The 14,594-nt window shown below is 38.0% G+C and carries 15 protein-coding genes; 9 read left to right on the top strand and 6 right to left on the bottom strand.

What is annotated here, in order from left to right:
- Nucleotides 1-218: 218 nt before the first annotated feature.
- Nucleotides 219-1,757: a fumarate hydratase gene (locus MHI22_RS12710; RefSeq protein WP_036123075.1), complete on the bottom strand. Its 1,539-nt coding sequence runs from the start codon at nucleotides 1,755-1,757 to the stop codon at nucleotides 219-221.
- A 189-nt stretch (nucleotides 1,758-1,946) separates the two neighbouring features.
- On the opposite strand from MHI22_RS12710, the gene MHI22_RS12705 reads away from it, so the two are divergent.
- Nucleotides 1,947-2,747 carry a YwqG family protein gene (locus MHI22_RS12705; RefSeq protein WP_036123072.1) on the top strand — a complete coding sequence of 267 codons (801 nt, stop codon included), beginning with the start codon at nucleotides 1,947-1,949 and terminating at the stop codon, nucleotides 2,745-2,747.
- Nucleotides 2,748-2,790: 43 nt separating this feature from the next.
- Here MHI22_RS12705 and MHI22_RS12700 read toward each other — a convergent pair whose 3' ends face one another.
- Nucleotides 2,791-2,976, bottom strand: coding sequence for an SE1561 family protein (locus MHI22_RS12700; protein ID WP_036123069.1), 186 nt, complete (start codon nucleotides 2,974-2,976; stop codon nucleotides 2,791-2,793).
- 370 nt (nucleotides 2,977-3,346) lie between these two features.
- Here MHI22_RS12700 and MHI22_RS12695 point away from each other — a divergent pair, with 370 nt between their 5' ends.
- Together MHI22_RS12695 and MHI22_RS12690 are read left to right on the top strand one after the other, a co-directional pair.
- The gene (locus tag MHI22_RS12695) at nucleotides 3,347-4,531 is read left to right on the top strand and encodes an MFS transporter (RefSeq protein WP_036123066.1); all 1,185 of its coding nucleotides are present in this window, start codon (nucleotides 3,347-3,349) and stop codon (nucleotides 4,529-4,531) included.
- Nucleotides 4,532-4,768: 237 nt separating this feature from the next.
- Nucleotides 4,769-5,404, top strand: a complete 636-nt coding sequence (locus MHI22_RS12690; RefSeq protein ID WP_036122261.1) for a hypothetical protein — start codon at nucleotides 4,769-4,771, stop codon at nucleotides 5,402-5,404.
- 461 nt (nucleotides 5,405-5,865) lie between these two features.
- Here the strand turns inward: MHI22_RS12690 and rlmD are convergent, their stop codons facing one another.
- The 3 genes from rlmD to MHI22_RS12675 all read right to left on the bottom strand — a co-directional run bounded on the left by rlmD (nucleotide 5,866) and on the right by MHI22_RS12675 (nucleotide 9,093).
- A complete protein-coding gene (gene rlmD, locus MHI22_RS12685) occupies nucleotides 5,866-7,254 on the bottom strand; it encodes a 23S rRNA (uracil(1939)-C(5))-methyltransferase RlmD (RefSeq protein WP_089934589.1) in 1,389 nt (462 codons plus the stop codon).
- Between the two features lie 37 nt (nucleotides 7,255-7,291).
- Entirely contained in the window at nucleotides 7,292-8,116 is an 825-nt protein-coding gene (locus MHI22_RS12680; RefSeq protein ID WP_036122253.1) for a polysaccharide deacetylase family protein, read from the bottom strand.
- Nucleotides 8,117-8,184: 68 nt separating this feature from the next.
- The gene (locus MHI22_RS12675) at nucleotides 8,185-9,093 is read right to left on the bottom strand and encodes a TIGR01777 family oxidoreductase (RefSeq protein WP_089934587.1); all 909 of its coding nucleotides are present in this window, start codon (nucleotides 9,091-9,093) and stop codon (nucleotides 8,185-8,187) included.
- Between the two features lie 534 nt (nucleotides 9,094-9,627).
- Between MHI22_RS12675 and recX the strand changes: the two genes are divergently transcribed.
- From recX to MHI22_RS12660, 3 genes are read left to right on the top strand one after another with little or no spacing between them, the layout of a single operon-like run.
- Nucleotides 9,628-10,431, top strand: a complete 804-nt coding sequence (recX, locus tag MHI22_RS12670; protein ID WP_036122249.1) for a recombination regulator RecX — start codon at nucleotides 9,628-9,630, stop codon at nucleotides 10,429-10,431.
- Complete coding sequence (locus MHI22_RS12665) at nucleotides 10,428-10,757, top strand: YfhH family protein (protein ID WP_036122247.1); 330 nt, start codon at nucleotides 10,428-10,430, stop codon at nucleotides 10,755-10,757. Before recX ends, MHI22_RS12665 begins: the two co-directional genes overlap by 4 nt.
- Nucleotides 10,758-11,027: a YfhJ family protein gene (locus MHI22_RS12660; protein WP_036122243.1), complete on the top strand. Its 270-nt coding sequence runs from the start codon at nucleotides 10,758-10,760 to the stop codon at nucleotides 11,025-11,027.
- A 35-nt stretch (nucleotides 11,028-11,062) separates the two neighbouring features.
- Here MHI22_RS12660 and MHI22_RS12655 read toward each other — a convergent pair whose 3' ends face one another.
- Nucleotides 11,063-12,049 (bottom strand): metal-dependent hydrolase, encoded by a 987-nt coding sequence (locus MHI22_RS12655; RefSeq protein ID WP_036122239.1) that lies wholly within the window; start codon nucleotides 12,047-12,049, stop codon nucleotides 11,063-11,065.
- A 196-nt stretch (nucleotides 12,050-12,245) separates the two neighbouring features.
- On the opposite strand from MHI22_RS12655, the gene mutY reads away from it, so the two are divergent.
- The 3 genes from mutY (at nucleotide 12,246) to ntdP (ending at nucleotide 14,408) form a co-directional block, all read left to right on the top strand.
- On the top strand, nucleotides 12,246-13,280 hold the full coding sequence (gene mutY, locus MHI22_RS12650; RefSeq protein ID WP_036122236.1) for an A/G-specific adenine glycosylase: 1,035 nt from the start codon (nucleotides 12,246-12,248) through the stop codon (nucleotides 13,278-13,280).
- Between the two features lie 95 nt (nucleotides 13,281-13,375).
- Nucleotides 13,376-13,552, top strand: coding sequence for a gamma-type small acid-soluble spore protein (locus MHI22_RS12645; RefSeq protein WP_008173504.1), 177 nt, complete (start codon nucleotides 13,376-13,378; stop codon nucleotides 13,550-13,552).
- Nucleotides 13,553-13,859: 307 nt separating this feature from the next.
- The gene (gene ntdP / locus MHI22_RS12640; protein WP_036122234.1) at nucleotides 13,860-14,408 is read left to right on the top strand and encodes a nucleoside tri-diphosphate phosphatase; all 549 of its coding nucleotides are present in this window, start codon (nucleotides 13,860-13,862) and stop codon (nucleotides 14,406-14,408) included.
- The last annotated feature ends 186 nt before the right edge of the window (nucleotides 14,409-14,594 follow it).

The following is a 14,594-nucleotide window of genomic DNA, read 5'->3' as shown; positions in this document are numbered from 1 at the left end:
AATTGAAAATGGATTTCAATTACCATCTCTTTTATTTAGAATTATTATAACAAAGGAATTTATAAAAATAAAGTAGGAAGTTTGAAGGATATTTACTTTGACCATAGGGTGATGATGATAGGGGATTTTAAATAAAAAAAGCACAGTCTATTCACTAGGAATATTCTGTGCCTTACAAAATGGTGCAATCAAATGGATGACTACTACCGTTTATTTAATTAGAAAACTCTTTCTGCATGCAAAGCAAGTTTATCTAATGATGATTTATCGACATCTGCATGTAGAGAGTTACCATGTGAGTCCATTGTTACAACTGCTGTAAAGTTTTCTACATTTAAGTGCCACATAGCTTCTGGAATACCAAATTCCATTAAATCAACGCCGTCAACACCTTTAATGCAGTCTGCATAGTATTGGGCTGCTCCACCGATTGCATTTAAGTAAACGCCACCATGTTCATTTAGAGCTTTTAATGTTTTTGGTCCCATTCCACCTTTACCAATCACAGCACGGATACCGAATTTTTTCATAATATCACCTTGGTAAGGCTCCTCACGAATAGAAGTAGTTGGTCCAGCTGCTTTTACTGTCCAGTGGCCTTCCTCATCTTTTGCCATTACAGGTCCGCAGTGATAAATAACTTGTCCATTTAAGTCCACTGGTGCATCGTGGCTCATTAAATGGTGGTGGATAGCGTCACGGCCAGTATACATACGACCAGTAATAGAAACGACATCTCCCACTTTTAGTGAGCGAATTTGTTCTTCCGTAATTGGTGCAGTAAGCTCTACTAGATTTGTAGTTGTATCTTCTGTTGTAGCAGCTACTTCATCTTCTTTGAACGTGATTTTTTCACCTTCTTGGTAGTGCCAATTCATAATTTCACCTGTTTGTGGATCGATGTCCACAGCCATACGACGGTAAGCCCAGCAGTTATAAGCTACAGATACATAGAAGGAAGCAGGGATACGGTGCATCACTCCAATTTTACAGCCTAGTAATGTTGCTTCACCACCGAAGCCCATTGTACCAATACCAAATGTATTAGCTGTTTTGACAACATACTCTTCTAATTTTGCAAGATCTGAATTTGGGTTTGTATCTTCAACATGGCGGAATAATTGTTCTTTTGCTAAATCGTAGCCAGAAGAACGATCTCCACCAATGCCTACACCGATGAAACCAGCTGAACAGCCCTGACCTTGTGCTTGGTAGACAGAGTGTAAAATACATTTACGAATACCGTCTAAGTCACGACCTGCACGACCAAGACCTTCTAATTCGCATGGTAAGCTGTACTGAATGTTTTTATTTTCACAGCCGCCACCTTTTAGAATTAATTTAATTGTAATGTAATCTTTTTCCCATTGTTCGAATTTCATAACTGGTAAACCATCACCAAGGTTATTCCCACTGTTTGCACCAGTTAAAGAATCTACCGCGTTTGGACGTAATTTAGCATCTGCTGTTGTATCATTGATTGCTTTTTTGATTGCAGCTTTAATTTCTAATTGGTTTACACCAACAGGTGTATAAATTTTGAAAGTTGGTAGCCCTGTATCCTGACAAATTGGTGACACATTATCTTCTGCCATAATAATATTATTTGCAATTGTGTCTAAACTCATTGCAGCACGTGTACCAGCATTCTCAGCTTCTTTTGCTTTTTTAATAGCACGACGTACATCCTTAGGTAAATTCGTAGATGTTTCAGTAATTAAATCATAAAGACTTTTCTCCAAAGTTTGTAGATTCATTGGTATTGCCCCCCATAGAAAAATTGATTATTTCCACGTTACATTATACTCTTTTCAACTAATGAAAAAAAGAGTCCTTATCTGAGAGCCCTAAATTAAAGCTTGTTTTCATAGTATTTTGAGAAGGGGTTGATTTAATAGAACATTTGTTCTAAAATAGAAGTGAATCCACATTTAGGAGGAATTTGAATGGCTGCTAAAACTTTACTTGAATTACCGGAAGAATTTGAAAAATATAGACCATTAATAGAAGAAACGATGAAGCCTGTTGTATTGGTTGATACGAAGGTAAGCAAAACATCTTTATTTCAAAGTAAGTTTGCAGGGGATCCCTATTTTCCACTGTCGATGGAATATCCAACAAATAACAATGGACAACCTTTGAAGCTATTAGCTCAAATTAATTTTACAGAAGTACCAAAGCATCTAGCGAATTTTCCAGAAGAGGGAATATTACAGTTTTATATTGATGGTTATGACGATGTGTTAGGAATGGATTTTGATAATGGACAAAATCAAGAAGGATTTCGTGTTATCTTCCATGAATCGATCGTGCATGATGAAACAAAGCTCGTTCAAGATTTTTCATTTGTCAAATTAGTGGATGAGGAGATGTATTTTCCTGTAGAGCGTGAAATGGCACTATCCTTTCAAGCAGGCTTTGAACCATTGTCCATTGATGATTTTAGAAGTAATGACATGTACGCCAGTATCTTAACATCAATAGAGGATGATGATACATTAGAAGATGCTTTCTATGATGCTTTGACTGGTGATGGACATAAAATAGGTGGGTATCCGTACTTTACACAGGAAGATCCACGAGCATACGGTGATTATACGGACTCTACAATCATGTTATTACAGATTGATAGTGTAGGTGATGATATCCTTTGGGGCGATTGTGGTGTCGGCAACTTCTTCATTACAGCAGAAGAGCTAAACAATAAAGATTTTAGCAAGGTACTTTATAATTGGGACTGCCACTAAAAAAACAAGCGAGCGCATAATGTGCTCGCTTGTTTTTGACTCATTATTGTTCACGAGCATTAAACTGCTCCATTTTATCTTCTAAATCATCCATCATTTGAATTAAGCGATCGATATCCTCTAATTCAGCAGTTTCGGGATCAAGGGCATCTAATACTTCTAAAAAAATTTCAAGACGCTCTTTTAAGTAGGTTACTTGCTGTTTTTTATCAGTGATTGGCTTTGACATTCGTACACCTCATTTCATCCCTTTTATGGTAGCTGATTTGGGCTTAAATTTCAATGTTTAGGTAAACACCTAGGACTAAGAGATTAATTTTAAAAATCAATAGGCAGAATATTTACAATATTGAGGTTGTATGTTAAAGTTGTTTTAAGATAAAGTAAAGGAGCTGATTGGAAAAAGTATCATTGCAAAGCTAACTCGAAAAGGAGGGAGTTTAAACAAGTATCCGGTAATAATCAAAAGCCGAATTTCGTGTTTATACAATTAAATGAATATAAGGATTAGTTAGGCCTTAGCGTAAAATCACATGTGGTGAGCGCTAAGGCTTTTTGATATGCTGTTCTTTGGAAGAATGACGATATTGGAGGAAAAGATGACATACTTCTCAGATTACAGCAAAAAACGATTTACCATTTTAGTATTAATTGTATCCATATCAGGCTTTTCACAAGGGATGCTGTTACCGCTTATTTCGATCATATTTGAACGGGATGGCGTATCCTCGGCGTTGAATGGCTTGAATGCAACAGGCTTATACATAGGAACACTATTAATCTCACCATTTATCGAGCAGCCTTTACGAAAATGGGGCTACAAACCAATTATTTTAGTTGGAGGAGCACTTGTTTTTGCATCTTTGCTAGCATTTCCCTTCTGGAAAAGTGTGACCTTCTGGTTTGTCCTTCGTTTGCTCATTGGAGTAGGGGACCATGCCTTGCATTATGCGACCCAAACATGGATTACAAGCACAGCAGATCATAAAAGTTTGGGAAAAGGAATGGCCATCTATGGCTTGTCATTTAGTATAGGCTTTGCCGTAGGGCCACTTATGGTGAAGCTGATTGAGATTGCTGAAGCGTTACCGTTTATCATATCATCCATCATGTGCTTGTTTGCATGGTCTTTTGTATTTTTCTTACAAAATGAAAAACCTGAGCGACTAACAGGCGACTTAAATGCAAGAGGATGGCAACGCTACAAAATGGCTATTTTATTTGGATGGATGGCGTTTTTAGGACCTTTCGTTTATGGATTCCTTGAGTCTTCATTAAATGCTTTATTCCCAGTTTATGCTTTACGCAAAGGCTACGAAGTAGGTATGATCCCTATTATTCTATCTGTCTTTACATTTGGTGGGATTTTAACACAAGTACCACTTGGTGCATTAGGGGATAAAGTAGGAAGACGGAATATCTTGATGGTAGGCTCGTTTGGAGGCGCTATGCTTTTTGCAATCGCCAGCTTTTTAGAGCACTCTCAATTAGCTGTGGCTATAGCATTTTTCTTAACAGGCACTTTAGTTGGCTCCATGTTTTCTTTAGGGATTACATACATGGCTGATCTAACACCAAAGGAGTTACTGCCTACAGGAAATTTACTTTGTGGAATTGCTTTAAGTATTGGTAGTTTAACAGGGCCTTTTTTAGGTGGCGTTTATATAGAATATGTAAAAAATTATAGCTTCCTTTTACTTGTAGCAATGTTGTTGCTAGCTGTTGCTATGGTGCTACTTGTATTTGGACGCCAAAAGCATAAACAAACATTAATGGCAAAATAAAAAGAGCGGGGCTCATCTCCCGCTCAAAAACAAAAAACGCCCAGCAAATCCGTGCTGTTATGGCGTTTTTTTGCGTAACAAGGATGTTCCGTCCAAGTTACATAGGTTTGGCACCTAGAAATGTATTATACAGGCATGTTCTTATGAAAGCAATAAAAAATAAAATGGGTAATTTTGGACTTTATACATCTTTCTCTTTATAATGAAAGAACACTTGCTTAAGAAGGAGGTTTTATCATGACTGAAATGAAAAAACTATCTATTCATCGTGCCTTAACAGAATTAAAGATGCTGAACCTACGAATTGAGACAGCAACGAATGAGGTTAGTGCAGTAGTAGCTAATCGAAAAAGTAATCGTAAAATGAATGGTGTAGACATTCAAGAATATGAAAAGCAAATGCAAGCGTCCTATGATAAGGTGGTAGGCTTGATTAGCTATCGAAATAAAATAAAAGCTCTAGTTGTACAGTCTAACGCTAGCACAAAGGTGATAGTTGGTAAGGAAGAAATGACTGTAGCAGAGGCAATCGAACGGAAACAATCTATTCAATATGAAAAGAATTTGCTAGAAATCATGCAGCATCAATATCGTTCAACCATTAATACCGTTGCCAAAGAAAATGATGCATTACCTGCAAAACTGGAAACCTATTTAATTAACATATTAGGTAATAAAGATAAACAGTCTCCAGATGAAGTCAAATTACATACTGAAACATTTATGAAGAGAAATGAGTATGAAATCATTGATCCTTTAAATGTCAAAAAACAAATTGAGTCATTGAGCACTCGTATTGAAGAATTTGAATCAGAGGTTGATGCTGTCCTATCGGAATCAAATGCTACGACATTTATTGAAGTGGAAGCTTAACGAAATAAATAGGCATGGTCTAGCGAAAACGGAAAACGAAAAGTCGCTCGCGCTTAAAGGCATGTGTGCGAGTTAAAACGTAAAACATGTCTTACTCAAAGGAAACTTTCAACTAAACTGATATGAAAGCTTAAAGGTTAAAGGTGAAAGATCAAAACTTACGTGTCAAAGTTCTTTTGATAAAAGCTAAAAGTTTAACATTTAAAAATCTTTTAAATCCTGGGGTATTGGTTAAGGTATCGACTTTTCTGGACCGTCCATCACCCACCAGGCAGCCTGTGCTGTGCATGACATAAAAAGGACATCTCAATTTATTTTGAGATGTCCTTTCAGACTGTAATTACAGTCTCACACATCAATTAATTTTGATGTGTTTTTTATTTATTCATTCATATAAAAAGGAAAACAAGGAAAAAAGATGCAGCCTGTAATATACAGACTGCATCTAAAAAGTCGCCAAACTATTTCTGATACTCAGGTTTTAAAACCATGCTACAAACGCATTCCACCTGTGCCGTCTGTGCGAACATATCGACAGGCTGGATATACTCAACATGATAAAGCTTTGATAATTGTTGTAAATCCTTCGCCAAAGTGGATGGATTACAGGACGTATAAACAAAACGCTTAGGTTTTAGCTTAAGCACTGTTCGAATAAATTCTGGTGCTAGTCCAGTTCGTGGTGGGTCTACTGTAATGACATCTGGAGTAAAACCTTCCTTGCGCCATTTGGCAAGGACACTTTCGGCTGTGCCGACTGCGTATTTTGTATGCTTGAAGCCATGGTTGCGCGCATTTTTACGCGCATCTTGAATGCTCTCTGGAATGACATCCATCCCACGTACTTCTTTCGCCTGATCTGCTAGCCATAGTCCAATTGTTCCAACACCGCAATAGGCGTCAACAACTGTTTCTTTCCCCGTTAATGCAGCGGCCTTTTTTATTTCATCATAAAGATGAACAGTTTGCGTTGGATTTAGCTGGAAAAAGGCACGAGCTGATAAATCAAAGGCTAGTTCACCAAGCTCTTCATGAATCGTTTCCTTGCCATCCAGTACAATGGTTTCATCACCAAATATTAATGATGTTTTTTCACGATTAATATTTTGTGCTATCGATACGATACTCGGATCGATTTTTTTTATACGTGTGATAAGTTCAGTTAAATGAGGGATTTCTTTTCGTGTTGTGACAAGAACTACTTGTGTCTCACCAGTACGAATCCCTGTACGTACAACAATCGTACGCACTAAACCATCTAGCGTACGACCGTCGTATATAGTGATATTTAGTTTTTGCAAAATCTTTCTTGTGGCTACGGTAATTTTAGAAGTGACTGGGTGCTGTACGAGACAATCATTAATATTCAAGAGCTTATTGCTTCCTTCAGCAAATAAACCTGCGTATACACGCTTACCCTCTTTACGTACTTGGAATTGGCTTTTATTACGATAGTGCCAAGGATTATCCATACCAAGTGTTTTACGTACTTCGATCGTTTCAGTTAAAGGTTTGGCATAACGTTCTAATGCTTGAATGACAATGTCTCGCTTTTCAATTAGCTGTTTATTATATGTCATATGTTGAAGCTGACAGCCGCCACATTCGTTATAAACTGGGCAAGGTGCCTCCTGACGATGCTTCGAAGCTTTACGAATGTCTAAAACTTCTGCTTCAGCAAAATTACGCTGTGTTTTTGTCACCTGAGCTGTAATTTCTTCTCCGGGAATAGCTCCTTTTACAAAAACTACATTACGTTTATAAAACCCTACACCCTCACCATTAATACCAAGCCTTTTTATTGTTAGTGGGAATTTTTGTCCCACGGTCATTGTTGTTTGCTGCGTCAAACATTCCACGTCCCTGCTCTATAATGTCATCTCCCCATTATAACGAAGGAGCAGGCGATTGCAAAGCGACAGGAAAATCTTCATATTCCAATACTAAATCGTCAAGCGATAAGAAGGTATAGCCCTGCTTTTTAGCTTCCGCAATAAACATTGGTAAAGCTTCGGCATTATCCTGTGCTACAGTATGCATTAAAATAACAGCACCAGGATGTAATTGTTCCATAAGTGCGTTATAGGCATAATCCGCACCACGACGTTCATCCTTCATCCAATCCTTGAAAGCCACAGACCAGAAAATATGGCGATAACCTTCAGCATTTCCGACTTCTAAAAGTTTTGCATTGAAAGAACCTTCAGGTGGCCGAGCATATGTTGTACGATCGATTCCAGTTAATTCACGTAACTTCCCATCAAATTTCCGCCATTCCGCACGCATTCCATCTGGAGAAAGTCGCGCCATATTGGGATGACCATATGAATGATTCCCAATAATATGACCATCTTCCACCATGCGTTTCACTAAATCGCTGGCACTGTCTAAATAATGCCCTGTTAAAAAGAAAGTTGCTGGTACATTTTCTTTTTTCAATGTATCCAAAATACTTTCAGTAAAGCCGTTTTCATAGCCATTATCAAATGTTAAATAGGCAATTTTTTTATCTGGCTTTCCTTTGTAAATCGCACCATATTGGTCAAGTAGCTGATCAAGCTGCGCTCCTGCTTCCGCCTGCTCACCATTTTTAGCACGCTTAAAGCCCCAATGGTGCTCATCAGAACCAGCAGCGAAATAAGGATTAATACTAATTCCTGCGGCAATAATAAAAGTAGCAATTACCGCACCTACAATATGTTGTTTCCACATAAAAAACGCATCCTTTCTTTTTCATTAGAATGCGTAGTTTATAAAAAAATTATCCAACTTAATTTTTGCTAATTCTGAGCTTTTAGCAAATCTTCAAGTGCTTGCTTTAAAACAGGATATTTAAATGTAAAATGATGTTGTTGTAAAACAGTGGGCAGCACATGTTGTCCTTCTAAAACAAGCGAACTTTGTTCACCAAGAGCTAAACGCATCGCAAAACTTGGGACAGGCATCCAATGGCGTCTGCCCATGACTTCTGCGATTGTTTGTCCGAACTCTTTCATTCGCATAGCATTTGGAGCTGTTACATTAAATGGACCACGAATATTTTCATTTATAATCGCGAAATAAATTGCGCGTACTACATCATCAATATGTACCCAAGAGAGCCATTGTTCACCAGAACCAATTGTTCCACCTATATACATTTGATAGGGCAATAGCATAGGTGGTAGTGCACCGCTATTTCGGCCTAAGATGACACCAAAGCGTGCAAAAGCCACGCGAATCCCTAATGATTCTGCTCGTTTCGCATGTCGTTCCCAATCATGGACGGTTGTACCCAAAAAATCATGGGCATAGTCCATAAAATCCTCATGATAGACAGCTTCTGTAGAAGTAGGATAAATCCCCACGGCACTAGCATTGATAAGAACTTTAGGCTTTGACGTTAGCAAGTCCATTATCTTCACTAATTCAAGCGTTGCATTCATTCGGCTCCAATAAATAGCCTTCTTCTGTTTTTTCGTCCAGCGCCCATCATTTAATGAAACACCTGCTAAATTAACAAAGGCATCAGCACCCTCTAAAAAAGGCAAAGGCTGCTCGTGCTGCTGTAGCCATTGTACATAGTGAATACCATTTTCTAGTCTTGAGTGATGACGTGTTAAGACAAAAACATCATGTCCATTATCCTGTAATAGCTTTATGAGTGCACTCCCGACAAAGCCAGTGCCACCTGCAATAACGATTTTCATAACAAGCACCTCTTCTCTGATCGAATAAAAACACTTACTAGTAAGTTTAACACTTAACTCAAAAGCGAACATCTTCAGTGCATTCCAGAATAAGCGTAAATACTCGCGGAGGGAAGAGAAATACTCGCGGAGGGAAGAGAAATACTCGCGGAGGGAAGAGAAATACTCGCGGAGGGAAGAGAAATACTCGCGGAGGGAAGAGAAATACTCGCGGAGGGAAGAGAAATACTCGCGGAGTGAAGAGGAATACTTGCGGAAGGAAGAGAAATACTCGCGGAGGGAAGAGAAATACTCGCGGAGGGAAGAGAAATACTCGCGGAGGGAAGAGAAATGAAGAGGAATACTCGCGGAGTGAAGAGGAATACTCGCGGAGGGAAGAAGAATACTCGCGGAGGGAAGAGAAATACTCGCGGAGTGAAGAGGAATACTTGCGGAAGGAAGAGGAATACTCACGAATGAAAGCAAAACCCTCTTGTCAGATCACTGCTCCCTTAAAAAAGAAATGCTATAATATGCAATAGTGAGGTGTTTGCTATGCGTATAATTACGAAAATTGCACGTCAAAAAAACAATCCTGAACGATATAATATCTATATAAATGAGGAATATGCTTTTCCAGTTGATGAAGCCATACTTATTCAATTCGGTTTAACAAAGGGAAAGGTGCTTGATGAATTTGAAATCCAAGAGATTGCCTATGAGGATGAAATACGTAAGGCCTTTAATAAGGGGTTAAACTTTCTTTCTTATCAAATGCGAAGCGAGCATGAGGTGAAGAAAAAACTGCTCGCATTAGATTTTGGAGAAGCCGTAATATTGGAGGCAATTCAGAAGTTAAAGTCTTATGGCTTTATCAATGATGAAAACTATTCAAAGGCATTGCTTGATACCAAGAAGGCTACGATGAAAAAAGGGCCGAGAGCCATTAGACAAGATCTTATTAAAAAGGGCATTGAGAAAAATTTGCAGGATGAAGTGCTTGCTACATATAGTTTTGAGGAACAATTAAAACTGGCAATGCAGTTAGCGGAGAAAATTATTCGCTCACAGAATAAGAAAACGCCAACACAAATAAAGACCAAGATCCAGGACTTTCTTTTAAGAAAAGGTTATGCATTTCCGATCGTGGAAGAGGTGCTTAGCCAAGTTGAGATAGTGCAGGATGATGATAACTGGCAGCAGTTATTAAATACTCAAGGCGAAAAAGTTTGGAAAAAGTATGTATCGAAGTATACTGGTTATGAGCTAAAGATGAAAGTTAAACAGGCGCTCTATCAAAAGGGTTTTCCTATAGAAATAATAGATCGTTTTATAGAAGAGAAGGAGAATGAAGAATGAACGAAAAAAATTATGCTGCGATGACCGAGCACGAACTGCGAGAAGAAATTGCTTTTCTAAAAGAGAAAGCTCGAAAGGCAGAACAGCTAGGAATTCTCAATGAGTTTGCTGTTTATGAGCGCAAAGCTTTAATGGCAGCAGCGTATTTAGTAGATCTGGATACGATTGTTCCTGGAGAAATGTATCGTATTGATGGTTCAGATAATGAGTTTTTCCAAGTAGATTATTTAAAGGGTCGCTTTGCTTGGGGACATCGTTTAGGCGGGGACAAGTACCAAGAGGCATTACCTGTATCGATATTATCCCCTGTAAAGGCGGGTAAGTAAATGGAAGAAAAACTTGAAAAATTAACAGCAGAGTTACTAGCAAAAAATCCACAAATGTCTGTTGGACGGGCACGAGTTTGGGTGGAATTATTATGGAGTGATTTTGAATCAACAGCTGCGAAAGCAGGATATGCTTATCGTGGGGCAGAGTACACAGAAAATCTTGTGCGTCAATTAATTGCAAGCTATGGTGATAAATTACATGTTTTTGCAGGACGCAATCCGAAATATGCTCATTTCTTAGATGCCAGTGATGATATGTTACAATAATAAAACCCTGACCACTATTGGTCAGGGTTTACTGCTTAATTACTTGCGCCAATTTGTAGCTTTTTCTGTAGTTTATCTTCTGTAAAAATCCACCCTGTATAAGACGTAACAATTTCATAATCATCGTTTAAATGTGCAACAGCTACGAAAGGATAGCGATTATCACTACGATAACGTAAATCGATTAACCTTACTTCTGTTAAGCCATTTTCAAGTTCTGAAATTTCCCATCTGTACATTGGAGAGAAGGACACAAATGCAGCTAGATTAGAATCTTTCATTGCCGCATCTATAACTGGAGTTTTAGGTAAAGGCTTGATTTCGAATTTATCGTAAATATTAACAGTCCTTCCATAAGCACGCCCAACATAATAATGAGTCTTAGACTTGGCTGCGATTCGCCAGTGGAAGAAGCGCATTGTAGGTGCTACAATAACATATTCCTCGTCCTGAATGGTATGATGCACAGCTTTTTTTACAGCTCTTTGAACAGCAAATCGTAAAATATAATAAATCACAATTACGATATACATGATACTAAATGTCCAAACTGGATTTGTGCCAAATGCCCATAACACTATACCGAGGCAATGTAAGGAAAAGATAATTGGATCGAATGTATTGATGACACCTAATGCTACCCATTTTTTAGAGAATGGCCGAATTGCTTGCGTACCATAGGCGTTAAAAATATCAACAAAGACATGAAGGCCAACAGCTAAAAAGGTCCAAAGCCATAAATGAAACACATTTACGTCTTGCAAAATAAGCGATAAAACAACTGTAATTAAAATAGGCCAAATAGCCACAGCTGGTAGTGAATGTGTAATTCCTCGATGATGTCGAATATAGATAGCGTTATTACGTAGCTTTAACACAGTGTCGACATCTGGAGCTTGTGAGCCAATAATTGTCCCTGCCATTACTGCTGTAAAAGTCATTGAATGATTGGCTACTACAGGGTCGGCTAATGCAAGACCGCCAAGGGCAATACCCATAACGAAATGTGTACCTGAATCCAAAAATATCCACTCCTAGTATGCGGTAAAATCGAGTACAATGTGCATACATCTTTATTTCAATAATAATAAAAGATCTATTAAATTTTATGACATTCAAGCAAAGGAGACGATTTTTGTCGACTAAACCCGAATGTTCTTTTCTTAATTGTATACCCTTTTCATCATAAATTAAATCGTAAAAACAACGGAGGTCACTGTGAATTACCCATATGTAACAGAATTTCGACAATCTTTAGTCGACTGGTTTAACGCTGAGAAACGCGACTTACCGTGGAGACATACAACTGACCCTTATAAAATTTGGGTATCAGAAGTGATGCTACAGCAGACACGTGTCGACACAGTTATTCCTTATTACAATCGTTTTATGGAAAGTTTTCCAACATTAGATTTGCTCGCAGAAGCACCACAAGAATACTTACTGAAGCATTGGGAAGGTCTTGGGTATTATTCTCGAGCTCGCAACTTACAAGCAGGTGCTCGTGAGGTTTTAGAAAATTACGGAGGCGTAGTACCAGACAATCGCCACGAAATATCAAAATTAAAAGGTGTTGGTCCCTATACTGCAGGTGCTATTTTAAGTATTGCCTACAACAAGCCTGAACATGCAGTAGACGGTAATGTTATGCGAGTTTTAAGTAGGGTACTTGATATACATGATGACATCGCTATGCCAAAAACGAAGAAAGTTTTCGAAGTAGCGGTGGAGAAACTCATTGATCCTGAGCATGCTTCCTCTTTTAACCAAGGTTTAATGGAACTCGGCGCGCTTATTTGTACACCTACCTCGCCCAAATGTTTATTATGCCCAGTACGAGAATATTGTACGGCGTTTAATGAAGGGGAACCAGACAAATTACCTGTCAAATCAAAAAAAATAAAAATGAAGCACCTTACATATGATGTCCTTGTATGTGAAGATGAAAACGGACGATTTTTAATGCAGCAGCGTCCTGAGAAAGGTCTACTTGCTAATCTATGGCAATTTCCGATGATTGACACAAGCCAATCTACAGTAGAAAACTTTAAAAAAGAATTTACAGTAAATGTTCATGCCGAACATGAGTTGCTTACATTTAAACATGTTTTTTCACATTTAACTTGGCATATAAATAGCTATTATATGAAATGTGAGTCTTTTGCGCAGGGCGACTGGCTAAGCCGAGAGCAAATAGAACGTTTGCCGATGCCTGTCCCGATGCTAAAAATTTGGGAAGAAGTCAAAAAGTAAATCGCAGGAAATTAAATCCATCTTAAAATAATCAATTCATGAGCATAAAAGTCATCACCTCAGTACACAATAACTAGCGTGGAGGTGAATGAAGGATGAAAAAACAAAACAACCAAAATTTCCAACCGAATAAAAACATGCAACGTCAAAGTGAAGAGTTTGGTTATGAAACGGACGTAAATGAAGTGCAAAAGCAAAATGCAAAAGCAGAGCAAAAGAAAGCTCCAGCTTCAGGCCGTTTCTCTAAAACTAACCAAGATTTAGGTGAGTAACACTTTGTAACTGCATAACTGCATTTACCTCTAAGGGGCTGTCTAAAATCCGAAAAGATGAAAAAGACAGCCCCTTTCTAATTGCTAAGAAAATCCTCTAAAAGTGGTATAGCGTTGCAATTAATTAAATAATCCCACTGAGGCTGACAAGCTTATAAAAATCGCTTTAATTGACTAAATTTTATACTAATTCAAAATGGCGTAGTGAAATTTGTGGTTTTCTAACTACACCTTTCGCGTACACATTGCTATAATATACTAGAGACTGCTAGATTTAGGTAGCATAGACGAAAAGGTGGGCTTCAAAATGGCATTACCGGTAGAAGGAGAAACGATACAAATACATAGTTATAAGCACAATGGCCGTATCCACCGTGTTTGGCAAGAAACGATGGTTTTAAAAGGAACAAAGAATATCGTTATCGGTGCGAATGAACGGACCCTTGTGACAGAATCCGATGGTCGGACATGGCTAACGAGAGAGCCTTCTATTTGTTACTTTCATGCGGAACACTGGTTTAACATCATCTGTATGCTACGTGAAGACGGTGTGTATTATTATTGTAATCTAAGCTCACCATTTGTTTTCGATAATAATGCCATTAAATATATCGACTATGATTTAGACATTAAAGTTTATCCTGACATGTCTTATACCCTCTTAGATGAGGATGAATATGAGCTTCATCGTAAGGAAATGTCTTATCCTGAAGTCATTGATAAAATTTTAAAGCGCAATGTCGATAAATTAATAAGCTGGATTCAACAAAAAAGAGGACCATTTGCACCCGACTTCATCGATGTCTGGACAAATCGTTACAAGTTCCAGCTTGATATGCAGTCAGATGATTGTTAGTGACACCTATTAGTTTACCTAATAGGTGTTTTTTTGTTGGATACAGCCAACTGTAAAGAGAGAAGTAAAATAGTTCGCTGTAAAGTCAATATAACTGTATTTTAATCAAAATATTGCTATAATACGTAGGGCATTCATAATCGAATGTCTGTTTCTTTTTGTAAGGATGTGATGAAAAGTTGGGAA

Source organism: Lysinibacillus sp. FSL L8-0312, from assembly GCF_038003285.1.
GTDB classification, from domain to species: Bacteria; Bacillota; Bacilli; order Bacillales_A; family Planococcaceae; genus Lysinibacillus; species Lysinibacillus fusiformis_D.
This window is presented reverse-complemented; position numbering and strand designations above follow the sequence as displayed.